The sequence below is a fragment of the Streptosporangium sp. NPDC000239 genome (assembly GCF_040300765.1).
GTDB lineage: Bacteria > Actinomycetota > Actinomycetes > Streptosporangiales > Streptosporangiaceae > Streptosporangium.
Genome location: NZ_JBEPEI010000002.1, coordinates 571,556 through 593,051, shown reverse-complemented (window position 1 = coordinate 593,051; position 21,496 = coordinate 571,556). Strand labels below are relative to the sequence as shown.

The following is a 21,496-nucleotide window of genomic DNA, read 5'->3' as shown; positions in this document are numbered from 1 at the left end:
GTCGTTCATCAATGTCGTCGGATCATGCCAGGATTATACGGACGTTCTGCCCGTGTCCGTCCTCCCGTTTTTCCCCTCGGCCGTCCGGCGGAACGCCCCGTCAGCCCTTGACCAGGTCAAGGATGTCGTTGTTCAGCTGCTCGCTGTGGGTGGCGAACAGGCCGTGGCCGCCGGTGGGGTACTCCTCGTAGACGCAGCCCGGCACCAGCTGCGCGGTGCGCCTGCCGGTCATCTCCACGATCGCGGACTGGTCGGCCGTGCCGTGCACCACCAGCGTGGGGACGGTGATCGCGCGCAGGCCCTCGCGGTGGTCGGCGTGGAAGGTCGAACGCCACACCTCGATCGTCGCCCACGGCGCGGTGTCCAGGCACCGCCGCAGCGTGAGGTCGACCAGCGCGGGCGAGGCGTCGTTGCCCAGGTGGGTGGCGTAGAACCCCTGCGCCCGCTGGGCGAACCACTTGGGCCGGTCCTTCCTGAACTGGGCGATCACCGCCTCGCAGAGCATCTCGGGCGCGCCCTGCGGGTTGTCGTCCGTCCGCTTCAGGAACGGCAGCACCGCCGAGACGAACGCGACCCGCGAGACCCGCTCCTCACCGTGCCTGACCAGGTAACGCGCCACCTCGCCGCCACCGGCGGAGTGCCCGACCAGGGTGATCTCCCGCAGGTCGAGGTGCTCGACCAGGGTGGCGAGGTCGTCGGCCCTGGTGTCGATGTCGTATCCCCCCGAGGGACGGTCGGAGCGGCCGTGCCCACGCCTGTCGAGGAGGACGCACCGGTAGCCCTGCTCGACGAAGAACGGCACCTGGTACTCCCACATGTCGGCGCCCAGCGCCCAGCTGGCCACGAACACGATCGGCTTGCCGGTGCCGTAGTCCTCGTAGGCGAGACGGGTGCCGTCGGCGGTCTCGAAGTACGGCATGGCAATCTCCTCAGGATCTTTCGGTTGTTTCGCTGATCAGAACGTTATTGAAGTCAATCAAGGGAGGAATCAGTCATCCGTTAGGTAATCGCGTACGGTCCTGTCCGTCGCCGGTCGTCGCCGCGGATACTGTGTGCGGGAATCCGGCGCGGGGGAGAACGTCACCGGTCATCCTGGATCTCCGTATGGAGGTGCCCGGCGCGGCACCGACCCGACAGCGAAGGTGATGAGAGATGGACGTTGACCTGAGCAAGGCCGTCTGGCGCAGGGCGGTCACGGGTGACGACCCCACCGAGGACTGCGTCGAGGTGGCCGTGATCGACCCGGTCGACTCCGGCCACAAGGCGGGCCTCGGCTCGCTGTACGTGCTGCGCGACTCGAAGAACCCCGAAGGCCCGAAGCTCTTCTTCACCCGCTCGGAGTGGGAGGCCTTCGTGGGCGGCGTGAAACTCGGCGAGTTCGACAACTGACCGACGCCGGGGTCGAAGTTTGGGTCTGGTGGCGGGCCGGGTGAGGATCAACAATCCCGATCGTGACCTTGACTTCGATCGTTCTCGCCCTGTCCCTCGCCCTGCCCGGCGCCCTGTCCGGTGTGTCCGCCCCCGCCCAGGAGGCCACCTGGTGTCCTGAGGTTCCCGGCCACCGGGTCGAGTGCGGAACGCTTCCCCGGCCCCTCGTCCAGGGAAGGCCGGACCTGGGCGCCGTCACCGTCGGATACGCACGAATCCTCCGGCGGGAGACGGCCGGCCCCGCCAAGGGGACGATCCTCGTCAATCCCGGTGGTCCGGGAGGACAGGCGATCGCCCAGCACGAGACGTTCACCGCCCTGCTCGGGGGCCTGCTCACCGACCACGACCTGCTGCTCGTCGATCCCCGGGGAGTGGGCCGGTCGGGCCCCCTGACCTGCGGCGTTCCCGCGGGTGCCGTGGTGACCGAACCACGGGAGGGCCTGTTACGGCTGGTCGGCCGCTGCGCGGACAACCTCGGCCCGCGCGCCGCCGGCTACACCTCGGCCGCGACCGCCGACGACCTCGACGCCGTCAGGGCCGCCCTGGGCATCCCCAAGGTCATGCTGTACGGACTCTCCTACGGCACCTACCTGCTGCCCGTCTACGCCCAGCGGCATCCGGAGCGGGTCCAGTCGGCGGTGTTCTCCGCCGCCTACCCCATCGGCCTCGACCCGCTGGGCAGGGAGAGCGCCCAGGCCGTCTCCCTGACACTGCGGCGGATCTGCGAGCGGAGCGGGGCCTGCGACGGGGAGCGGGCCGTACGGGACCTGGGCAGGGTGGCCGCCAGGCTGCGGGCCGTACCCGCGCGGGTGCCCCTCACCGTCGGCGGACGGAACAGGTGGGTCGCGCTCACCGAGGACAGGTTCGCGCAGCTGGTCTACTCCTCGGCCAGCGTCGCCGTCGGGGCGGTGCCCTCGGAGGTCCCGGTCGTAGGCAGGCTGCCCAGGGCGTTGCGCGGCGCGGCCCGGGGGGACGACCGTGAGCTGGTCGCCCTGATGGGGGAGATCATGGCGGGAGACCTGGCGGCCTACGAGGGCATGGACATGGGCATCGCGGCCACCGTCTCGTGCAACGACTACCCCCGCCCGTGGCCGGTCGGGGCCTCGCTCGCCGAACGGCGCCGCCACTTCGAACGCGCGGTCGGACGGGCCAGGCCCGGCGAGTTCGGCGCGTTCAGCCCCCTGGGATTCGCCAGGGCGCAGGCCGACGCCGGGGACTACTGCCTGCGCTGGCCCGCCAAGGGCACCGGCAGGCCGTACGTCTCGACCGGGAGCTTCCCCGACGTGCCGGTGCTGGTGCTCAACGGCGACCTGGACGGCATCACCGCCGAGGCCAACGGGCGCAAGGCCGCCGCGCAGTTTCCCCGGGGGGTCTTCGTGTCCGTGCCCAACGTCGGCCATGTGTCGGAGTTCGAACCCAGCGGGTGTGTCGCGGGCGTTGTGACCGCGTTTCTTCGTGACGGCCGGACGCCGGACACCTCGTGCCTGGCGGCCATCCCCCCGGTCAAGGTCTCTGGGTGATCGCCGGGGTTTCGCTTTGCTGATCTTGACGTGTTTTGGGGATGCGCTTCCAAACGAGACGGTGTCACATTACCGTGCGTGATGCAGTTGTCACTGAAGGCATGATCGTGTCCCCTGATGACCGGTCATGCTGCGATACCGGTGTGAGACGTAAGACAGGAGTTCGGATGCCATCGTCGCGTGAGCTCGACAGCGGGTCAGGCCCGCTGGCGTTCTTCGCAGCAGAGCTTCGCCGCCTGCGCGACCAGGCCGGATGGACCCAGGAGCAGCTCGCAGAGGCGATCTCCTCCTCCGTCTCCCTGGTCGGGATGGTCGAGACCGCCAAGCGCAATCCGTCGCGTGACTTCATCGAGCGCTGTGACCGGATGCTCAACACCGAGGGGACGCTCATGCGGATCTGGCCGATTCTCAGCCAGGCCGCCTATCCCGTCTGGTTTCGTCCATGGGTGGGGATCGAACGCAGGGCGCACGTTCTCAAGAACTGGCAGCCGCTGGTCTTCCCCGGCCTGCTGCAGACCCCCGACTACGCCCGCGCCCTGCTGAAAGGCAGGCGGACGATGCCGGAGGAGCGGATCGAGGAGCTGGTCGCCGCCAGGATCGAACGGCAGAGCCTGCTGCACGGCGCCAATCCACCCCTGTTGTGGGCGGTGCTGGACGAGAGCATGCTCTACCGGCGGGTCGGCAGCCCCGAGATCATGCGCGGTCAGATCGCGGCCGTCATCGCGGCGATGGAGAACCGTCACATCTCCATCCAGGTGATGCCAGGGGACGCCAGCGTCACGGCCGGTCTGAGCGGGGCGTTCGTCATCGCCGGAATCGAGGGCACCACGGACACCGCCTACGTGGAATGCGCGATCGAAGGGCGGGTAACGGATCATCCGCGTGACGTGGCGGAGGTCAGCAGACGCTACGAGGAGCTTCGCACCGAGGCCATGTCCCCGGGGGCGAGCATCGATCTCATGACGAAGGTGATGGAGACATGGAAGCAGACCTGAGCGGGGCCGTGTGGCGTAAGGCGTCGTTGAGCAGCGACAACGGCGGAGAGTGCGTCGAGATGGCCGCGGTCGGCCCGCTGTTCGCGCTACGTGACTCCAAGGACCCCGACGGGCCGAAGCTGATCCTCACCCGTACGGCGTGGCGGGCGTTCCTCGGTGAGGTCAGGCAGGGTTCGTTCGACGTCTGATCAACCGGCCCCCTGACGCTCTCACGCGCAGGGGGCCGTCGCGTGTGTCAGGGGCGCCCCAGGGCGCGGTAGTGCCAGCCGGCCTCGCGCCAGACCTCGGCGTCAAGGGCGTTACGGCCGTCGACGATCTTGCGCCTGGCGACCACGGAGCCCAGGGCCTCGGGGTCGAGGTCGATGAACTCCTGCCACTCGGTCAGCAGCAGCACGACATGGGCGTCGCGGGCGGCGTCGAGGGCGGATTCGCCGTAGGCGAGCTGGGGATGTGCCCGGCGGGCGTTCTCCTGGGCCGCCGGGTCGTAGACGGTGACCTGGCCGCCCTGCCGGCTGATCGTGACGGCGACGTCGAGGGCGGGCGAGTCGCGGATGTCGTCGGAGTTCGGCTTGAATGCGGCGCCGAGGACGGTCACCGTACACCCGTGGAAGGAGCCGCCGGTCAGCTCGCGGGCCAGGTCGACCATACGGGCGCGGCGGCGCATGTTGATCGCGTCGACCTCGCGCAGGAAGGTCAGCGCCTGGTCGGCGCCGAGCTCTCCGGCGCGGGCCATGAAGGCGCGGATGTCCTTGGGCAGGCAGCCGCCGCCGAAGCCCAGGCCGGGGTTGAGGAACTTGCCGCCGATGCGGTCGTCGAAGGACAGCGCCAGCGACAGCTGCTTGACGTCGGCGTGGGCGGCCTCGCAGACCTCGGCCATCGCGTTGACGAAGGAGATCTTGGTCGCGAGGAAGGCGTTGGCGGCGACCTTGACCAGCTCGGCGGTGGGGTAGTCGGTGATCACCAGGGGGGTCTGGCGTTCGAGCATGGCGGCGTAGACCTCGCGCATGACCTTCTCGGCCTTCTCCGAGGCGACGCCGAGCACGATCCGGTCGGGGTACAGCGTGTCCTTCACGGCGAAGCCCTCGCGCAGGAACTCCGGGTTCCAGGCCAGCTCGGCGCCGGAGCCGATGGGGGCGAGCCGTGCGAGCTTCTCTGACAGGCGTTGCGCGGTGCCGACCGGGACCGTCGACTTGCCGACCACCAGGCACTCACGTTCCAGGAACGGTGCCAGCGACTCGACCGCGGCGTCCAGATGGGAGACGTCCGCGCCGTACTCTCCGGGCTTCTGCGGGGTGCCCAGGCACAGGAAGTGCACATCCCCGAAGGCCGCGGCCTCCTCGTAGGAGGTGGTGAAGCGCAGCCGTCCGTTGGCGAGATTGCGCCGGAGGATCTCCTGAAGGCCGGGTTCGTAGATAGGCAGGTCCCCGGCCTGCAGGCGGGCGATCTTCTCCGCATCCACGTCGACGCCGAGGACTTCGAAGCCCAGCTCCGCCATGCATGCCGACGTCGTCGCACCCAGGTATCCGGTTCCCACCATCGTCAGGCGGTAGGCCACTGGTGTTCCTTTCGGTTTCTGCCCGATTCTGTGCCGTCAGAGTAGCGGCATCCACTTGTCTGTACTCTCACGCCACCTGCACAAACATCTAGCTGCACTGATCTACCACCCTGGAGCGGTCCATATTTTGTTGGACGTCCTAGTATTTCTCCATGAGCTTCCCTCTCTACGAGTTGCCCGAAGAGCACCAGATGCTCCGGGAGACCGTCCGTGCCCTGGCCGACGAGAAGATCGCTCCGCGGGCCGCCGAAGCCGACGAGACAGGGGAGTTCCCCTGGGACGTCTACAAGGCACTCGTCGCGGCCGACCTGCACGCCGTACACGTCCCGGAGGAGTACGGCGGCGCCGGGGCGGACGCGCTCGCGGCCGTCGTCGTCATCGAGGAGATGGCGCGGGCGTGCGCCTCGTCCTCGCTGATCCCCGCGGTCAACAAGCTGGGCACCGTCCCGCTGCTGCTGTCGGCCTCCGAGGAACTCAAGCAGCGTTACCTGCCGCCGGTCGCGCGGGGCGAGGCGATGTTCTCCTACGCCCTGTCCGAGGCGGAGGCGGGCAGCGACGCCGCGGCGATGAAGACCCGAGCCGTGGCCGACGGCGACCACTACGTGCTCAACGGCGCGAAGATGTGGATCACCAACGCCGGGGTCTCCGAGTACTACACGGTGATGGCCGTGACCGAGCCGGGCGTGGGCGCCAAGGGCATCTCCGCCTTCGTCGTGGAGAAGTCGGACGAGGGCGTCAGCTTCGGGGCCAAGGAGCGCAAGCTCGGCATCCGGGCCTCCCCGACCCGTCAGGTCATCCTTGAGGACGTCCGCATCCCGGCCTCCCGCATGATCGGCGCCCCGGGCACCGGCTTCAAGACCGCGCTGGCCACCCTGGACCACACCCGCGTCACGATCGCCGCCCAGGCGCTCGGCATCGCCCAGGGGGCGCTTGACTACGCGATCGGCTACGTCAAGGAGCGCAAGCAGTTCGGCAGGCCCGTCGCCGACTTCCAGGGACTCCAGTTCATGATCGCTGACATGGCGATGAAGCTGGAGGCGGCCAGGCAGCTCACCTACGCCGCCGCCGCCAAGTCCGAACTGGCCATGCACGGCAAGCCGCAGAAGGACCTCACCTTCATCTCCAGCGCCGCCAAGTGCGCCGCCTCCGACGCGGCCATGGAGATCACCACCGACGCGGTCCAGCTCCTCGGCGGGTACGGCTACACCAGCGACTACCCGGTGGAGCGCATGATGCGCGACGCCAAGATCACCCAGATCTACGAGGGCACCAACCAGATCCAGCGCCTGGTCATGGCCAGGCAGCTGCTGAAGTAGGTCGCTGAGAACCGTCCGCCGGTCTTCGTGGCCTCCATGAGGCTCTGTTCCGTCCCCGTTCCGTGAGACGCGGAGCGGGGGCGGAACGGGGAGAGCCCCGTGTCTCACGGAGCGGGGGTCGTCACGATGGATAAGGTCACCGGAACGGTCGTCCCGGGGACTCCGAGGAATCCGGCCTCCCCAGACGTTCCGGGGTGTGGGTGCACGAGACCCTGTCCGGCCGGTACCGAACCTTCATTCTTCGACGTGCGGTCGTCGAACCGGGAAACCGGCTTGGTCATGGTGCGGACGGCTTCAACAATGAGTGGCATGCCACAGATCGTTGTCGAGTACTCCGCATCCCTCGCTGAGGCGTTCGACCGGCGCGGATTCGCGTCGGTACTTCATCCGGCCGCGGCCGAGTTGATCGGCAGTGCCCTGCCGGATTTCAAAACACGCTTTCGTCCGATCGCCGAAGCGGTCATCGGTGGCGGCGCCGCCACCGAGGCGATGGTCCACGTAGATCTGGCGATCCTGCCCGGGCGCGATCCGGAGGTCAAAGCTCGTCTGGGAGATCTGACCCTTGCGACGCTGTGCGACCACCTCAGGCCCGGGACGGGACTGAACACCCAGGTCACCGTCGAGGTCCGGGACATTGAGAGCTACCACAAACGGGTCCTGACACGATAACCGCTGATGGAATCCGGTCATATCGTGGAGGGCTTTTTTTGGAAGTCTCCGAACCCTGCTGAAGATCGGTGACCACAGCTGTGAACTCCTCACAGAACGATCTTTCGGGGCGTTGTGACGGTACGGTGTGCCGATGGGAGACGTCTACGAACTCGTGCTTTCGGCGGACATTCGCGCTGACGTGACCGATGACGAGCTCGCCGAGCTGCGGTGGCATGTGGGGGAGGGGCCGCGGCCTGAGCGGCTGCCGATCGGCTCCGACAGATACGTGGAAACCTATCCACTCGGTGATCCCGATGACCCCGATTGCGAATGGGAGAACGCGGAGGCGGAGCCCGTGTTCGCGCAGCGGGGCGCTGCCCGGTGGGTGGGGGGCGCGCTCGTCGCCGAGTTGGTCGCGCGAGAGCGATCGGACGGCTGGGCGCTGACGGTACGCCAGGAACTCCATCCCGACGACTTCTACCGGCTCCGGACATTGCTGGACTGGCTTGGCCGGTGTTCGGTTGACGCACATGCTGGCGGCGCCGGATTCTTCGTCGGTTACCTGCGCTTCCACGAGAGCGTTGAGATCGCGCCACTTGTCCTGTCGAACGGGCGGATTCACGTGCCGGAGGACATCGAAACGCACACCCCGTACTGGGAGGACACCGGGTTGTGACCGGTCGGGTCCGCGACATGCCGGAGGAGAAGAAACGGACATGGTGCTACCGGCAGATGTTCGTTCTGGGCGCCGCATTGCTGCTCACAACCGGAGACCATATGACCGACCGCGACGATCCGGTGAAGGCGAGACAATCGGTGGTCACACCGGCAGGGAAGGACGACACGTCGAACGCTAAGGTCATCGACAAGGACCAGCTCGTCGAGATTGACGAGAACAGCCCGCTTTGGCCGCTGTTCGAGGGGCTTTCTTACGGCGATTCCACCGCCACGGATTCCAAGAAGGAATGACCGCCGGTCTCCGGAGAAATCATCGAACGATCATGTTCCGGGTGACTGTGACCGAGGGGTTTTCACGGTTCGGAGCAGGTGCCTGATCGCTTTCCTGAAGCAGGCGGCTTTCGAACCGGCCATCGCCGCATGAAGGGCGGCCTTTGACGACCTCATCTGAATCCAGGGCCGGGTCCGCTGGTGGAAGAGCCCCAGGGTGATCGCGAGGAGGGCGCAGGCCGCGGCCGTCGTGGTCAGCACGGACCAGGGGAGGGTGCCTCCTGCCGTGATGGAGATGAGGAACAGGCCGTGCCAGGCGGTGATGACGATCACCAGGGCGGTCATGGCGAGCAGGGGGACCGTCAGGTGCCACCAGGCGGCGGGCCCGGAGGCGTCGCGGTCTTCGGCGAAGCCGATCCAGGCGGCCTGGAGCAGCGCGAACACTCCCACGAGGCCGAGCAGTGTCAGCCACGTCCCCAGCCCGGTCCGCCGGACCGCCCCGTCGATCCAGCCGCCGCCCGGGGCGGTGGTCTCCAGCACGGGCAACGTCGCGTAGGCCGCTCGGGCGACCTGCGGGTACTGTCCCCTGGTGTCGCTGACGACCACGACCAGGTTCCTGGTCCGTTCGGTACGGCCCCGGCCGACCTGGCCGGTCAGCGTCCGGATGCCGTACCAGCTCCGGAGCTCCTTCAGCCTGTCGTCCTCGTGGTTCCCGGGGACCAGCGCGCCGGTGCACGGCAGTTTCAGCATCCGGAGCGTCCGGCACGGCCCGACGAGCGTCGCGAGCCTGCCGTCCTCACCGATCGTCAGCACCGCGAGCGCCGACGTGCGGGGAAGGGCCAGGGAGAACCTCTCCAGGTCCGGGCGCCCCGCCGTACGCACGACCAGGAGGGTGTCACCGATGCGCCGCTCCGTCGTCAGGGCCGCTCTCGCCGTGTCTCCGATCCGTCCCTCCCAGACCTGGATGAGGGTCAGGACCCCCAACAGGACGACCAACGCCGTGAACAGGCGCACGAACGGGGCGGGCCGCGCCGCGAGCCGCAGACCGCCGGTGAGGAGTCCGGGGCGCCCCGAGTCCGCGCCGCGCCTGGCGAGTTCGCGGCCCCCGGACACGGCGAGCGCGGTGGCCGCCGAGGGCAGCAGAACCCACATGCCGACCGTGCCCACGGCGAAGGCGATCAGTTTCCCGGCCGGAGGGAAGTACTGGCTGAGGGCGACGGTCCCGACCGCGAGAGCGCACGCCACGAGGCGCCGTTTCGGAACGGAGTACGGCGGGGCGCCGGGCCCTCTTTCCGCCTCTCGGTCTCCTTTCTGTGCCGTCTGGTCGTCCGTTCGCGCCTCGGGGGTCTTTCTCGCCGTCCGGCGCGGGGCGGCCACGAGGACGAACCCGGTGGTGAGGCTCGTGAGGATCGCCGCACAGCCGAGAGGCCAGGCGGCGCGGACGTCGGCGGAGTTCAGCACGTAGCCGGTGGCCGGCACGGGCAGGTCGACGCACGCGGCCAGGACGAGCACGAGACCTCCCGCCGCGCTGCCGATCACGAGCGGCGGAACCTCCTCGCCGAGCCCCGTCAACGCCCGGCGCCACCGTGGTCCGGTCCGCTCGCTCCGACGCGATCCGGTCCGCGGGCGCCACCGTGGTCCGGTACGGTTCCCGGTCCGCGGGGCGCGTCGGGCGGCGACCGTCATGAGCGCCAGGGCGGGCACCAGCGTGAACGTCCCGAGCGCGAGCAGCACCTCGGACAGGTCACGCTGGTCCAGCGTCTCGACCAGCGGGAAGGGCCGTCCGAACCCGGTGATCGGCAACCATGATTCGCGTTCCACCGCGTTCGGGGAAGTGGGCGGGCGAACGTAGGCGAGCCGCTCCGAGGGTGACAGGAGCCCCTCCGGCCCGATGAGCCCGCCGAAGCGCCCGTAGCGGGTCCCGACCTCCTCCGTGGCCCCGCGTCTCAGCAGCTCCGGGGAGAGCATCGCCTCTCCCGGCGCTGGCCATCGGGTCAGCCCGGGAGGCGGCGGCGCCGAGGCGTCCAGCGGTTCGACGAACACCACGCTGTGCTGCAGGCCCCCCACCGCGTCGAATCTCGACGCCCACCAGGCGACGGCGTCCCGTGCCGTCTCGGCGATGACCGGGCCGCGCGCCCGGTCCCTGGCCGCGCGCCCCTCGTACGTCGCGACCGCGAGAACCATGGCCGACATGACCACGGCCAGCACGCACGAGGCGGCCAGAAGCGCCCACCGGCCCGTCACGGGACCGGACCCCAGGTCTCCGGGGCTCGTACGGCTCCGCGGTACGCCATGGGAACGCACTTGCCTCCCGCCGTCGGTTCCGGGTGTCAGGACGAAGGCCGGGTCGACGGTGCCGGCCCGGCCAGGTGATGGACTTCGGGTCAGGGGGAGACCCAGGGCCCGACGTCGTCGGGGGCGTGGTTGTTCTCGTCGATGGCGCGAAGCTTGATGATCTTCGAGCCGCTCCCGGAGTAGACGGTTCTTCTGTAGCCGCTGTGGTTCCAGAGGGTCCGCTTGGTCCCCGGGCTGCTCTGCCGGTAGTACTCGGCCTTGACCGGGTCACCGTCGTCGCTGTTGTCCTTGACCGCGATCTTCCCCGGGTTGCCCTGCGCGGGCGCCCAGGCGTGGGCGCCGCCGCCGTAGGAGCTGACCGCGACCGCGTTGGCGGTCGGAATCACGAGTCCGGCTGTGAGCACCGCCCCCGCGACCCATCTGATCTTCACCATAATGCCTCCCGTAGCGCCGTTCTGGTTTTGGAACCACTCGAACTTGATTTGGAGAGTGGTCAATTAAAGAGAGCGGCTGTAATAACAGTATGTTTTTGCCGCGCTTCGTCAAGGCGGTGTGTGTTGTGAATCGGGTGGGCATTGAATTGTGTCCTGGCCGGTCAGAATGGCGCGGTGGTTGTGCCGTTGTTTATTTGTCTGCTTATTTCCATATAAAAGGGGATGTGGAAGAAGGCGGCGGACCCGGCCGGAGGGTGTTTCCCGTTCTGTGGAATACCGGCCCTGGTCGCCGGTCGGCTGATCGGCCGAGGCGTTTTCACGGTGACGGGCACGGGCGGGGCCGTCGGGGAGAACGCGTGGTCGGCATCGGGGCGGCGACTCGCTAGGGTGGGGCCTTCGATCTTGACCCCCTTCGATCTTGACCCCGGGAAGAGCCGCATGTTACGTCGTCATCGTTTCGGTGTTCCCGCCCTGCTCGTCATGGGCGTCTACCTCGTCGCGGTGGCGGTCGCCGCCGGGGCCGCGTGGGTCACCGGTGATCTCGGTGTGCTGTGGTGGCTGACGGTGTTCACCGAGGCGGGCGCGGGCGCGGCGGTGACGTGGCCGAACGTGATCGTCCTGGTCCTGGCCGGAGCGCTGTGGGCCTGGGCGCTGTGGCAGTGCCTTCGCGGGCCGCTGGCGGGGCCGTCGCCCACCCTGGACCGGGACGAACGGCGGCTGAGGGCGGCGCTGTACGCGTCCGCGGCGACCTGGTTGCTCTACTTCGCCGTGCCGTCGTGGCCCTGGTGGGTGACGGTGCTCGACTCCCTGCTGATGGTGGTGGTCGTGCTGCTGTTCCGGCCGGTGCTGACACGCGGCGTGAAGGGCGCCGACCGCACGGGGGCCGTGGGCGTCCTGGCGTACGGGGGCGTCGCCGTCTCCGAGGTGCTCGCCCTCCTCGGCCGGGACACGCCCGGTCAGCTGAACCTGATCTGCGCCCTGGCGACCCTGGTCTGGACGGTGCTGGTGCTGCGGGCGCAGTGGATGGACGGCCGCTGGCGGACGGCCACCGTCCGGTACGGCATCGCCTCCCTGCTGCTGCCCGTTCTCTGGCCGCTGGCCGGGCTGCTCGTGGGAGGGGAGGCCGTCCGCGACGCCCTGACGGTCGTCGACGCACTGGGCATGGTCTGGCTGATCCGTTCCGCCCATGACCTGGCCGACCCTCGGCCGTCGGCCGACTCCACGCCCCTGCCGGTCGCGGCGGAGGGCTCATCACCTCACCGGTGAACCCGGGAGGTGCGGGCGGATCTCCTCGGCGCCGGGAAACGGCTCGGCCGTCGTCCCGCTCTCCCGCAGGTTGAGGAAGTCGACCTCGAAGGAGACCGACAGGTCGTCACAGCGGGCCGTGAAACGCTTGACGTGCTCAAGCTCGCGGTGCGCCTCGAAGGCGGCGCGGTCACGGTACGGCTCGTGGAAGATCCGCCGGAGCGGCCGCCCCTCGACCGTGTGCGTGGTGTAGATCAGCGTGTCGGGTTCGCTCTCCCGGACCTTCGCCACGGTCCGGGCGGTCAACCGGTCGAACCGTCGGCGCCCGCCTGGTCCTCGCACGTGAAACGCACCATCGATCCGAACACGGGTCTCTCCCGCGTCAGCCGGTGGGGAAGGCGATCACGCCTGCCTCGGCGCACAGGACATCCTGGGCGGGGGTGGCGCCGCTCACGCCTATGGCGCCGACGGGATCGCCGTCGTGTTCGAGGAGGAGACCACCGGCCAGGGTGGTCGGGCGGAAGGGCAACTGGTCGCCCGCCAGGTCGAACACCTCGGGGTAGTTCTCCCTGAGCCCGGTCAGGTCGGCGCTGTCGCGGCGGAAGGCGGCGGCCGTACGGGCCTTGCAACGGGCGGCCTCGGGGGTGAACCAGGTGGCGCCGTCACCGCGGACGACGAGGACGTCCCGGCCGAGGGCGTCGACCACCGCGACGCTGACCCGCAGGTCCTCCTGGGCGGCGCGGGCCAGCGCGGCCTCGGCCATCGCGCGTGCCTCGTCCAGTCTCAGTTCCCGTGCCACGACATGTCCCTCCCGCGTCGAGTCGTACCGTCCCACTATGTAGGACATCACAGCAAAAGTCGTATACGACCGGACCCGGTGGGAATCAGGGAAATCGGCGTCGTGATACTGGTTCTGACCCGAGCGCCCCGCCGGCTCCCGCACGGACCGGAACCCCGCGAGAAGGAGATCCATGAACGTCGGCACCCCCGGCCAGGACGGACGGCACCAGGACGGGCGGACGCGATGACGGTCGCCGCACGGCCCGCCGCGCTGTCCGGGCTCCGGCGGGTACGGGTGCTGGTCACGCTCGGCGCCCTCTCGGCCTTCGGCCCGCTGTCGATGGACCTCTACCTGCCGGTCCTGCCCGAGCTCGGCAGGGCACTGCGGACCACCGACGCCCTGGCCCAGATGACCATGTCGATGTGCATGGTCGGGCTGGCGCTCGGCCAGCTCCTGGCCGGTCCCATCAGCGACCGGATCGGACGCCGCCGCCCGCTCCTGCTGGGGGTCGCGACGTACGCGGTGGCGTCGGTGCTGTGCGCGCTCGCCCCCGGGATCTGGTCGCTGATCGGCTTCCGCCTGGTCCAGGGACTGGCCGGGGCGGCCGGGCTGGTCATCGCCAGGGCGATGGTCCGCGACCTGTTCGACGGCGACGAGGCGGCGAAGGTGTTCTCGCTGCTCATGCTGGTCGGCGGCCTGGCGCCGGTGGTCGCCCCGCTCGCCGGTGGCCAGCTCGCCCGCTTCACCGACTGGCGGGGCATGTTCGTCGCGCTCGCCGTCATCGGTGTGCTGCTGTTCCTGGCCGGGCTCACCCTGCCGGAGACGCTGGAGAAGCAGGCGCGGCACACCGGCGGGCTGCGCGAGACGGGACGGCAGTTCACGGTGCTCGTGCGCGACCGGGTCTTCGTCGGCTACGCGATGCTGCTGGCGCTGGCGGGCTGCTCGCTCTTCCTCTACATCACGCTCAGCCCGTTCGTGCTGCAGGAGGGCTACGGGGTGACCGCGCAGACCTTCTCGGCGATCTTCGCGGTCAACTCCGTCGGCATCGTCCTCGGCGGCAACGTCAACGGTCTCCTGGTCGGCCGGTACGGCGCCCGCCGGATGCTGGGCTCGGGACTCGTCGTCGGTCTGGTCGGGGCGGTGGCCGCCCTCGCCGGGGTGCTGGCGGGCTGGGGCCTCTACGGCCTGCTGCCCGGCCTGTTCCTGGCGGTCGCGAGTGTCGGCATGTCCACGCCGAACGCCAACGCGCTGGCCATGACGCCGCACGGCGAACGGGCCGGGACGGCCTCGGCGATGCTGGGCGTGCTGCAGTTCCTGCTCGGCGCCGTGGTGCCGCCGCTGGTCTCCCTGGCGGGCGCGAGCGCGCTGTCCATGACGCTGGCGATCTGCGTGACCTCCGTCACGACGCTGGCCGTGCTGTTCGCGACGCTCCGGGCGCGGCCCCACGCCGCCTGAGCTGGGGTACGGCCCGGCGCTGGGCGCGGGAGACCACCTCGCGCAGCACGTCGGGCCGGTTGGTGATGACGCCGTCGACCCCCTGGGAGATCACCCGGCGCATGGCCTCCCGGTCGTCGACGGTCCAGGTGAACACCTCCATGCGGTGGTCGTGGACGTTCCTGACGTAGCCGGGGGTGAGATCGCCGTACGTCGGATTGATCTGACGGGCGAACCTGGACGGATCGTCGAGCCGGGAGGCCGGGGGCGTGCCGAGCAGGCCGATCGGGACCTGGGGCATGATCCGGTGGAACGTCCGCATCGAGTCCCAGTCGAACGACTGCACGACGAGCCGTCCCGGGGCCAGCCAGGCCGGATGGCGGCGGAGCTCGTCGGCGACGCGCTCCTCGACGCCCGGATACAGGCTGGGCGCCTTGATCTCAAGCAACAGGCCGAGGCCGCTGTCGTCCATCGCGCGCAGCGCCTCACCCAGGGTGGGCACCCGCTCGTCCCGGTACTTCGCGGCGAACCACGAGCCCGCGTCCAGCCTGCGGATCTCCGCCAGCGTGAAGTCCCCGACCCGCCACGGCGACCGGCCGGGGAAGATCCGCTCGACGTCGGTGGTGCGGTTCAGGGTGGTGTCGTGCACCACGACGAGTTCGTGGTCCCTGCTCTCCTGGACGTCGAGCTCGAACAGGTCGGCGCGCTGCTCACGCGCCAGTTCGAAGGCCGTGACGGTGTTCTCCGGCGCGTACGCCGACGCCCCGCGATGGGCGACGACGCTCACCGGCCGTACGGCGGCAGCGGCGGGGGCGGCGGGGGTGGCCGTCAGCGCCGCCACGAGTGCGGTCGTGACGAAGAGGCCGAGTCGTCGGAACATGGGTCTCCTCGGGTCGGAGGGATGACCTACGATTCCAAGCTGACTGAGGCCTGTGACAACGAGTTGAGGAACAAGTAACCCGGCGATGCCGGGCAGGTGAGCAGACGCGACGGCGGTTTACCCGGACCCGGGCGGATCTTCCCCTCGGGGAGGGGAAGATCGCCGGTCTCAGCGGCGGCCGGACAGGTTCGCGGTGTAGGTGGAGTAGCCACAGGGGTAGCCCCCGAAGCCACGTATCGAGATCCGTCCGGAGACGGTGCCGTCGTTGCGGAAGGTGTAGGAGGCGCCGCCCTCCGTCGGGAAGTAGACGCAGCTGGTGAGGGTGCCGGTCGCGGTGAAGTTGTTCGAGCCCGAGGCGCTGATCCGGCTGTCGGGGGAGACGGTCGCGGTGTTCCCGCTGGTCCTGACATAGGCCATGTCGAGGGCCGCGGTGCCGCCGAAACAGGCCGAGTTGCTGCCGTACCAGATGGCGCCGACCTGCGGGGCTCCGGCGGGGAAGCCCGACTTCAGGCAGACGTCGACCGGGTTGGTCCCGTTCGTGGTGACCCGGGTGACGGTGCTGCGCAGGACGAGCGTGGCCGAACGCCGGAAACTCCTGCCGCTGACGGTGCCCGAGATGACGACGCTGTAACTGACGGCCGTGCTCGACCGGCCGGTGGCCGTGCCCGCGTGGGCGGTCGTGGGGAGTGTCGCGGCGATCAGTGCGGCACCGGCGAGGGTGGACGTGATGACGCGTGTGCGCATGGTGTGCTCCTGACGGAAAGGGCGGACCCCCAAGGGGATTTTGGGATGGCCGCTCCTTGGGCCGCCATCCCCAAACATGGGGATGCCATCGGGGGAGGGGGAGCCGGGAGGATCAGCACAGGCGCAGTTCCATCGCCCAGCGCAGCGCCGCGGCACGGGGGGAGAGATCCTTCTCCCCGGGGTGGGAGGCCAGGTACTTCCGCTTGGCCGCCTCCAGGTGGTCGGCGACGGTACCCGGCCTGATCCCCAGCTCCCTGGCGGTCTCCTTCAGGCCCAGGCCCCGGCAGCCGACGACGGCGACCACGTCCAGCTCACGGGGGGAGAGGCGGTTGATCCTGCGGCGGCGGGCCGTCAGGGCGAACGCCCCCGCGAGCGCGGCCTCAAGCTCTGCCTCACCGGTCCCCGAGACGGTCTCCGAGACGGGCCCCGAGAGGTTTCCCAAGGCGGCGAGGACCTCCTCGTGGCCGTCGCCCTCGGCCAGCGCGCGCAACGCCGTACGCTGCCTGGCCGACAGGTCGCCCGCGCCCAGCGGGCGGGCCGCCGCGTCGTCGAGCAGGAGGGCGGCCAGCAGCGGGGAGACGTGGTGACGGCCCGCGCTGACCAGGCCGACGGCGTGGACGTACTCCGCGTGGGTGGTGAAGCGCTTCTCCACGTATCCCCAGGCCCCGGCGGCGACCACGTCGAGCACCTGGGCACGGCCCGCGACCCCGGAGGTGGCCAGCACCCGCCAGCCCCTTGAGGTCAGGTGGGCGACCGCCTCCGCGCCCGAACGGCCCTCGGGAAGCGAGTGGTCACAGACGGCGACGTCCCCCGGGCCGCCCTCAGGCAGGGACTCCACGGCGGTCACCGGTTCGAGCACCGTGTGCCCGGCGCGGCGCAGGGCGTCGGCCAGCGGGTAGGACACGATCGGATGGTCGTCGACGATCCCGACCCGTGCCCGGCTCACCCCCGGTCCCCGGGCCAGCGCAGGACGACCTTGGCGCCACCGCCAGGGGGGCACTCGATCGTCCAGCTCCCGCCGTGCCGTTCGACGGCGGCGAAGCTGCGCGACATCCCGCCGCCCCGCCGTACGGGGCTCTCGGGCAGGCCGCGGCCCCGGTCGCGCACGACGACGGTCACACCGTCGTCGTGCGCCTCGGCGTACAGGTGCACGCCGTCCGGGTTGCCCGCGTGCCTGGCCACGTTGTTCAGCGCCTCACGGGCGGCGGAGGCGAGCGCCGCGCCGACCTCGGGGGGAGGGTCGTGGTGGACGCGCAGCACGTGGGTGAGCTCAAGTCCCAGGTCGGCGGCGCTCTCGGCCACCTCGGCCATCAGGTCGGCGAACGCCGTCGCGTGCTCGTCGGTGATGAACCGCCTGGCCCGCTGGGCGGCCCTGCGGGCGGCACGGGCGGTCGGCGGATCGAGGGACGGGCTGCCCGCGACCCGTTCGACGATCGGCAGCAGGTCGTCGTGGATGGCCCGGTGCGCCGACTCGCGCTGGCGCGCCGTCTCCTGGCGGCGTTTGTACTCGGCGATGAGCTCCTGGCGTTCCTCGGCCAGTCGCTGCGCCAGCACCGTCTGGCCCGCCAGGTCACGCAGCTCCCTGCCGATCAGCACCGCGATCAGGAACCACAGCGTGAAGCCCAGCAGGTCGGACAGCAGCTTCTGGGTGAGGTTGGGATAGATGGAGGCGGTCCACGCCACGGCCAGTACGGCCACCGCCGCCACGGCCCTGCGGCTCCAGCCGAACCCGAAGCCCAGCACCGCCGAGGTGGCAAGGCAGAAGGGCAGCAGGGCCGTCAGGACGACGTTGCGTTCGTGGGGGAGAGCGGCGCGTGAGCCGATCGTCATCACGACCAGGCTCACCAGGACGTCGGCCCAGACGAGCGGCGGGTCGTGCAGGGTGCCGTGCCAGGCCCTGGCCGTGAACCACACGGCCTCGACGGCGGCCAGGAGCGCCACGCAGGCCGCCGCCCAGGGAAGGGCGAGCCGGTCCCACGAGACCAGCGGGACGAGCAGGAACGCCGTGGTGCCCGCCCTGGCGTAGACGATCATCCTGGCCATGCGCCGTTCGGTGGCGGCCTGGACGTCGTGCCGTAGCAAATCCACGTCTAGGCGACGTGCCTGGGCCCTCGGCCGGGTTACCGCGTGCCCTGATCGTTACCCCCGCGCGGGCGCGCGCCCTGTTGTACGTGACCCCCGCGCGGGCGCGCGGGGGTCAGGCGACGGACAGAGCCTCCCGCAGGCTGCCCCGGGTCTCGATGTACCTGTCGAGATTGGTCATGGTCAGCAGGCGGGCGACCATGCCGGGCCGTACGACCAGGATGAGGCGGCCCTGGGCGTCCCTGGCACGGGTGAGCGCGCCGACCAGGACACCGAGGCCGACCGAGTCGCAGAACGAGATCTCGGTCAGATCGAGCACCAGGCAGGGATGTTCGACCATGCCGAGGGCACGGCCGATCTCCGTGTCGAGACGCGGCGCGACCGACATGTCCAGTTCCCCCGCGGCGTGGACCACGACACAGGGACCCCTGCGCCATCTGCGGACCTCAAGAACCGTCATGGCCATCACCTCCTCACCGGGTCCCTGCCCCGGGAGGAGCCGGACTCACTTCCTGCAGATGTTCTCGGTCGCGGTCTTCGCCTCGGGAAGCGTGCTCGCCGAGGGGCTCGGGGTCGGAGCCGGGGTCGCAGAGGGGGCCGTGACGGTGACCTTCCTGGCTCCCGGGTACTTCTGGCCGACGACCACCTCGATCCGGTCGCCGAGGTCGTCGACCACGCGCACCTCGGCACCCGGCAGCGCGGCGGCCAGGGTGCGCGCGGAGTCCTCGCGGCCGGGGCCGTACCGGATGAGGGTCTTGTCGTGGTCACGCTCGCGGGTGTCCCCGGCGGGCTGCGGCACCCGGAACCCGGCCTTGATCAGGTCGTTCCTGGTGCGCGCGCCCAGGCCCCTGATCAGGGTTCCGTTGAGCACCTTGACGGCGATCCGCGACGGCGGCACGGTCAGCGGGGTCGCCGACGGCTTCGCGGACGGCTTCACAGAAGGGGTTACGGAAGGTTTCACGGAGGGGGTCGCCGAGGGGCTGTTCGTGGGCTTGGCGGGCTTGGTGAGCGGGTCGTCCGCGGCGATCCTGCGGAACATCTCGGCCGCGGCCTCCTTGTCCCACAGCACGGCCGACTCACCGGTCGGCGTCTTGTAGTCGACGTCGGCGAGCGGGACCGTCGCGAAGGAGACGTCGTCGGTCGAGACGTTCTTGAGCTGTTCGGCCAGGCCGAGCAGGTCCCTGCGGAGCGCGTCGTCGACACTGAGCGTGCCGAGGGTGCTGTTGACGAACGCGCTGAGCCTGACGGGATTGGCCAGCGTGCCGCCGCTCAGCGCCCGCTGTAGCAGGGCCGAGATGACCTGCTGCTGACGGTCGATGCGGTCCAGGTCGGAGCGGGCGGTGGCCCGGGTCCGGGCGTAGGACAGGGCCTTGGCGCCGTCGAGGGAGTAGTTGCCCGCCTGGAGCTGCAGCCCGGTCTTCGGGTCGTCGATGGCCACGGGGGTGCAGACGTCCACGCCGCCCAGGGAGTCGACGACCTGGATGAAGCCCAGCACGTTGACCTCGACGTAGTGGTTGATGGTCAGCCCGGTGACGTTCTGCACCGTCCGTACGGCCAGCTTGGGCCCGCCGAGCTGGTAGGCCGCGTTGATCTTGCGCATGCCCTGGCCGGGGATCGTCGTCCAGGTGTCACGGGGCAGGCTCACCACGGTGACGCGGGTGTGGTCCTCCGACAGGTGCAGGACCATCATGGTGTCGGTGCGCTGCCCGCTCTCCCGGCCGAGCTTGAGCTCGTTCTGCTGCTTGCGGGTGAGGTTGTCGCGCTTGTCCACGCCGACGACCAGGATGTTCATCGCGCCGGTGGCCTGCGAGCCGGGCACCCCCGCGTCGACCGACTTGATCTGGCTGCCCACGTAGTTGGTGAACGCCCAGGTCGTCCCGGAACCGCCGAGGACCAGGCAGGAGAGCGCGCCGGCCAGGATGAGGCCGCGCCGCCGTGACCGGGCACCCCGGGCGGGCCTGCGCTCACGCCGGGGGGCGACTCGGACCTTGCCGTAGGCGTCGCCGCCCACCCGCACCCCCGAGTCCTCTTCTCCCGACTCGCGCATGCGTGGCCCCCTAGGCTTGCTGGGTCGATGAGGTACCCGTCCGTACAGTAGCGTGAGCGACGCCATGAAGCAGTTCCCCGACTCGCCCGCGCCGGCGTCGTCTCCCGAGACACGTGTCTGGCCGCCCATCTCCATCGTCATCCCGGTGCTGAACGAGGAGCGCCATCTGCGGGAGGCGGTGCGCCAGGTCCTGTCGCAGCGTTACGACGGCCCGATCGAGGTCGTGCTCGCGATCGGGCCCTCGAAGGACCGCACCCAGGAGGTCGCGGACGCGATCGCCGCGGAGGACCCCCGGGTGGTCGTGGTCCCCAACCCGACGGGCCGCACGCCCAACGCCCTCAACGCCGCCATCGCCGCCTCGCGCAACGCCATCGTCGCCCGGGTCGACGGCCACGCCATGCTGCCCGAGGACTACCTCAAGGTCGCGGTCGAGACCCTTGAGGAGACCGGGGCCGACAACGTCGGCGGTGTCATGGCGGCCGAGGGCGTCACGCCCTTCGAGCAGGCGGTCGCCCGCGCCATGACCTCCAAGATCGGCGTCGGCGGGGCCAGGTTCCACACCGGCGGAACCGCCGGGCCCGCGGACACGGTCTATCTCGGGGTGTTCCGCAGGGAGGCGCTCGAACGCGTCGGCGGCTACGACGAGCACTTCCAGCGGGCGCAGGACTGGGAGATGAACCACCGCATCCGCGAGACGGGCGGCCTGGTGTGGTTCCAGCCCAGGATGCGCGTGTCCTACCGGCCGAGGCCGAACGTCAAGGCGCTGGCCAAGCAGTACTTCCACTACGGCCGCTGGCGCAGGGTGGTCGCCCGCACCCACGAGGGCACGATCAACCTGCGCTACCTGGCGCCGCCCGCCGCGGTGCTGGCCATCATCCTGGGGCTGGTCGTCTCGCCGTTCTTCTGGCCCGGCCTGCTGCTGCCCGGTGGTTACCTCGCGGCGATCCTCGCCGGGTCCGCGCTCACCGGGAGCGGACTGCCGACCTCCGCCCTGCTCAGACTGCCGCTGGTCTACATGACCATGCACATGTCGTGGGGGTGGGGCTTCCTGACGAGCCCGCGCAGCCTGGTCAAGCCCGCCAAGGGCTGAGGTTCCCGGCGGGCCGTACGGCTCACCCCGGAGTCTCAGCGGGCCGTGCGG

23 protein-coding genes are annotated in these 21,496 nt (G+C 70.1%); 11 read left to right on the top strand and 12 right to left on the bottom strand.

Annotated features, from left to right (window positions below; genetic code table 11):
• Positions 1-100 precede the first annotated feature (100 nt).
• Positions 101-919: an alpha/beta fold hydrolase gene (locus ABT340_RS08195; protein WP_352009971.1), complete on the bottom strand. Its 819-nt coding sequence runs from the start codon at positions 917-919 to the stop codon at positions 101-103.
• 233 nt (positions 920-1,152) lie between these two features.
• Here ABT340_RS08195 and ABT340_RS08190 point away from each other — a divergent pair, with 233 nt between their 5' ends.
• The 4 genes from ABT340_RS08190 (at position 1,153) to ABT340_RS08175 (ending at position 4,131) form a co-directional block, all read left to right on the top strand.
• A complete protein-coding gene (locus tag ABT340_RS08190; protein ID WP_352009970.1) occupies positions 1,153-1,389 on the top strand; it encodes a DUF397 domain-containing protein in 237 nt (78 codons plus the stop codon).
• Positions 1,390-1,451: 62 nt separating this feature from the next.
• Entirely contained in the window at positions 1,452-2,948 is a 1,497-nt protein-coding gene (locus ABT340_RS08185) for an alpha/beta fold hydrolase (protein WP_352009969.1), read from the top strand.
• A 167-nt stretch (positions 2,949-3,115) separates the two neighbouring features.
• Entirely contained in the window at positions 3,116-3,943 is an 828-nt protein-coding gene (locus tag ABT340_RS08180; RefSeq protein ID WP_352009968.1) for a helix-turn-helix domain-containing protein, read from the top strand.
• Positions 3,928-4,131 (top strand): DUF397 domain-containing protein, encoded by a 204-nt coding sequence (locus tag ABT340_RS08175; RefSeq protein ID WP_352009967.1) that lies wholly within the window; start codon positions 3,928-3,930, stop codon positions 4,129-4,131. The genes ABT340_RS08180 and ABT340_RS08175 overlap by 16 nt, the downstream gene beginning before the upstream one ends.
• A 47-nt stretch (positions 4,132-4,178) precedes the next feature.
• On the opposite strand, the gene ABT340_RS08170 is transcribed toward ABT340_RS08175, so the two are convergent.
• Complete coding sequence (locus ABT340_RS08170; protein ID WP_352009966.1) at positions 4,179-5,498, bottom strand: UDP-glucose dehydrogenase family protein; 1,320 nt, start codon at positions 5,496-5,498, stop codon at positions 4,179-4,181.
• A 152-nt stretch (positions 5,499-5,650) separates the two neighbouring features.
• On the opposite strand from ABT340_RS08170, the gene ABT340_RS08165 reads away from it, so the two are divergent.
• The 4 genes from ABT340_RS08165 to ABT340_RS08150 all read left to right on the top strand — a co-directional run bounded on the left by ABT340_RS08165 (position 5,651) and on the right by ABT340_RS08150 (position 8,434).
• Positions 5,651-6,814: an acyl-CoA dehydrogenase family protein gene (locus tag ABT340_RS08165; protein ID WP_352009965.1), complete on the top strand. Its 1,164-nt coding sequence runs from the start codon at positions 5,651-5,653 to the stop codon at positions 6,812-6,814.
• Between the two features lie 309 nt (positions 6,815-7,123).
• Positions 7,124-7,483: a 5-carboxymethyl-2-hydroxymuconate Delta-isomerase gene (locus ABT340_RS08160; protein ID WP_352009964.1), complete on the top strand. Its 360-nt coding sequence runs from the start codon at positions 7,124-7,126 to the stop codon at positions 7,481-7,483.
• Between the two features lie 133 nt (positions 7,484-7,616).
• Positions 7,617-8,141 (top strand): hypothetical protein, encoded by a 525-nt coding sequence (locus tag ABT340_RS08155; RefSeq protein WP_352009963.1) that lies wholly within the window; start codon positions 7,617-7,619, stop codon positions 8,139-8,141.
• A complete protein-coding gene (locus tag ABT340_RS08150) occupies positions 8,138-8,434 on the top strand; it encodes a hypothetical protein (protein WP_352009962.1) in 297 nt (98 codons plus the stop codon). The genes ABT340_RS08155 and ABT340_RS08150 overlap by 4 nt, the downstream gene beginning before the upstream one ends.
• Before the next feature lie 30 nt (positions 8,435-8,464).
• On the opposite strand, the gene ABT340_RS08145 is transcribed toward ABT340_RS08150, so the two are convergent.
• Together ABT340_RS08145 and ABT340_RS08140 are read right to left on the bottom strand one after the other, a co-directional pair.
• The gene (locus ABT340_RS08145; protein ID WP_352009961.1) at positions 8,465-10,657 is read right to left on the bottom strand and encodes a hypothetical protein; all 2,193 of its coding nucleotides are present in this window, start codon (positions 10,655-10,657) and stop codon (positions 8,465-8,467) included.
• 140 nt (positions 10,658-10,797) lie between these two features.
• Positions 10,798-11,142 (bottom strand): hypothetical protein, encoded by a 345-nt coding sequence (locus tag ABT340_RS08140; RefSeq protein WP_352009960.1) that lies wholly within the window; start codon positions 11,140-11,142, stop codon positions 10,798-10,800.
• A 438-nt stretch (positions 11,143-11,580) separates the two neighbouring features.
• Between ABT340_RS08140 and ABT340_RS08135 the strand changes: the two genes are divergently transcribed.
• Positions 11,581-12,408, top strand: a complete 828-nt coding sequence (locus ABT340_RS08135; protein ID WP_352009959.1) for a hypothetical protein — start codon at positions 11,581-11,583, stop codon at positions 12,406-12,408.
• Here the strand turns inward: ABT340_RS08135 and ABT340_RS08130 are convergent.
• Both ABT340_RS08130 and ABT340_RS08125 read right to left on the bottom strand, forming a co-directional pair.
• Positions 12,394-12,693, bottom strand: coding sequence for a putative quinol monooxygenase (locus ABT340_RS08130; RefSeq protein WP_352009958.1), 300 nt, complete (start codon positions 12,691-12,693; stop codon positions 12,394-12,396). The two genes, ABT340_RS08135 and ABT340_RS08130, sit on opposite strands and share 15 nt — an antisense overlap.
• A 76-nt stretch (positions 12,694-12,769) precedes the next feature.
• Positions 12,770-13,234 (bottom strand): GlcG/HbpS family heme-binding protein, encoded by a 465-nt coding sequence (locus ABT340_RS08125; RefSeq protein WP_352009957.1) that lies wholly within the window; start codon positions 13,232-13,234, stop codon positions 12,770-12,772.
• Between the two features lie 177 nt (positions 13,235-13,411).
• On the opposite strand from ABT340_RS08125, the gene ABT340_RS08120 reads away from it, so the two are divergent.
• Positions 13,412-14,623: a multidrug effflux MFS transporter gene (locus ABT340_RS08120; RefSeq protein ID WP_352009956.1), complete on the top strand. Its 1,212-nt coding sequence runs from the start codon at positions 13,412-13,414 to the stop codon at positions 14,621-14,623.
• On the opposite strand, the gene ABT340_RS08115 is transcribed toward ABT340_RS08120, so the two are convergent.
• From ABT340_RS08115 to ABT340_RS08090, 6 genes are all read right to left on the bottom strand, one after another.
• Entirely contained in the window at positions 14,568-15,482 is a 915-nt protein-coding gene (locus tag ABT340_RS08115; protein WP_352009955.1) for a glycerophosphodiester phosphodiesterase, read from the bottom strand. The two genes, ABT340_RS08120 and ABT340_RS08115, sit on opposite strands and share 56 nt — an antisense overlap.
• Positions 15,483-15,650: 168 nt before the next feature.
• Positions 15,651-16,226, bottom strand: coding sequence for a hypothetical protein (locus ABT340_RS08110; RefSeq protein ID WP_352009954.1), 576 nt, complete (start codon positions 16,224-16,226; stop codon positions 15,651-15,653).
• Between the two features lie 112 nt (positions 16,227-16,338).
• Entirely contained in the window at positions 16,339-17,172 is an 834-nt protein-coding gene (locus ABT340_RS08105) for a response regulator (protein ID WP_352009953.1), read from the bottom strand.
• Positions 17,169-18,314: an ATP-binding protein gene (locus ABT340_RS08100; protein ID WP_352009952.1), complete on the bottom strand. Its 1,146-nt coding sequence runs from the start codon at positions 18,312-18,314 to the stop codon at positions 17,169-17,171. The genes ABT340_RS08105 and ABT340_RS08100 overlap by 4 nt, the downstream gene beginning before the upstream one ends.
• Positions 18,315-18,423: 109 nt before the next feature.
• Positions 18,424-18,768 carry an STAS domain-containing protein gene (locus ABT340_RS08095; protein WP_352009951.1) on the bottom strand — a complete coding sequence of 115 codons (345 nt, stop codon included), beginning with the start codon at positions 18,766-18,768 and terminating at the stop codon, positions 18,424-18,426.
• A 45-nt stretch (positions 18,769-18,813) separates the two neighbouring features.
• Positions 18,814-20,355 (bottom strand): LCP family glycopolymer transferase, encoded by a 1,542-nt coding sequence (locus ABT340_RS08090; RefSeq protein ID WP_352009950.1) that lies wholly within the window; start codon positions 20,353-20,355, stop codon positions 18,814-18,816.
• Between the two features lie 64 nt (positions 20,356-20,419).
• On the opposite strand from ABT340_RS08090, the gene ABT340_RS08085 reads away from it, so the two are divergent.
• Entirely contained in the window at positions 20,420-21,445 is a 1,026-nt protein-coding gene (locus ABT340_RS08085) for a glycosyltransferase family 2 protein (protein ID WP_352010173.1), read from the top strand.
• Positions 21,446-21,496: the final 51 nt, after the last annotated feature.

Bases quoted from the DNA above. Each gene is read 5' to 3' on its own strand.
- ABT340_RS08195 (WP_352009971.1), bottom strand. From the start codon at position 919: ATGCCGTACTTCGAGACCGCCGACGGCACCCGTCTCGCCTACGAGGAC.
- ABT340_RS08190 (WP_352009970.1), top strand. From the start codon at position 1,153: ATGGACGTTGACCTGAGCAAGGCCGTCTGGCGCAGGGCGGTCACGGGT.
- ABT340_RS08180 (WP_352009968.1), top strand. From the start codon at position 3,116: ATGCCATCGTCGCGTGAGCTCGACAGCGGGTCAGGCCCGCTGGCGTTC.
- ABT340_RS08175 (WP_352009967.1), top strand. From the start codon at position 3,928: ATGGAAGCAGACCTGAGCGGGGCCGTGTGGCGTAAGGCGTCGTTGAGC.
- ABT340_RS08165 (WP_352009965.1), top strand. From the start codon at position 5,651: ATGAGCTTCCCTCTCTACGAGTTGCCCGAAGAGCACCAGATGCTCCGG.
- ABT340_RS08160 (WP_352009964.1), top strand. From the start codon at position 7,124: ATGCCACAGATCGTTGTCGAGTACTCCGCATCCCTCGCTGAGGCGTTC.
- ABT340_RS08155 (WP_352009963.1), top strand. From the start codon at position 7,617: ATGGGAGACGTCTACGAACTCGTGCTTTCGGCGGACATTCGCGCTGAC.
- ABT340_RS08140 (WP_352009960.1), bottom strand. From the start codon at position 11,142: ATGGTGAAGATCAGATGGGTCGCGGGGGCGGTGCTCACAGCCGGACTC.
- ABT340_RS08135 (WP_352009959.1), top strand. From the start codon at position 11,581: ATGTTACGTCGTCATCGTTTCGGTGTTCCCGCCCTGCTCGTCATGGGC.
- ABT340_RS08125 (WP_352009957.1), bottom strand. From the start codon at position 13,234: ATGTCCTACATAGTGGGACGGTACGACTCGACGCGGGAGGGACATGTC.
- ABT340_RS08120 (WP_352009956.1), top strand. From the start codon at position 13,412: ATGACGGTCGCCGCACGGCCCGCCGCGCTGTCCGGGCTCCGGCGGGTA.
- ABT340_RS08115 (WP_352009955.1), bottom strand. From the start codon at position 15,482: ATGTTCCGACGACTCGGCCTCTTCGTCACGACCGCACTCGTGGCGGCG.
- ABT340_RS08110 (WP_352009954.1), bottom strand. From the start codon at position 16,226: ATGCGCACACGCGTCATCACGTCCACCCTCGCCGGTGCCGCACTGATC.
- ABT340_RS08095 (WP_352009951.1), bottom strand. From the start codon at position 18,768: ATGACGGTTCTTGAGGTCCGCAGATGGCGCAGGGGTCCCTGTGTCGTG.
- ABT340_RS08090 (WP_352009950.1), bottom strand. From the start codon at position 20,355: ATGCGCGAGTCGGGAGAAGAGGACTCGGGGGTGCGGGTGGGCGGCGAC.
- ABT340_RS08085 (WP_352010173.1), top strand. From the start codon at position 20,420: ATGAAGCAGTTCCCCGACTCGCCCGCGCCGGCGTCGTCTCCCGAGACA.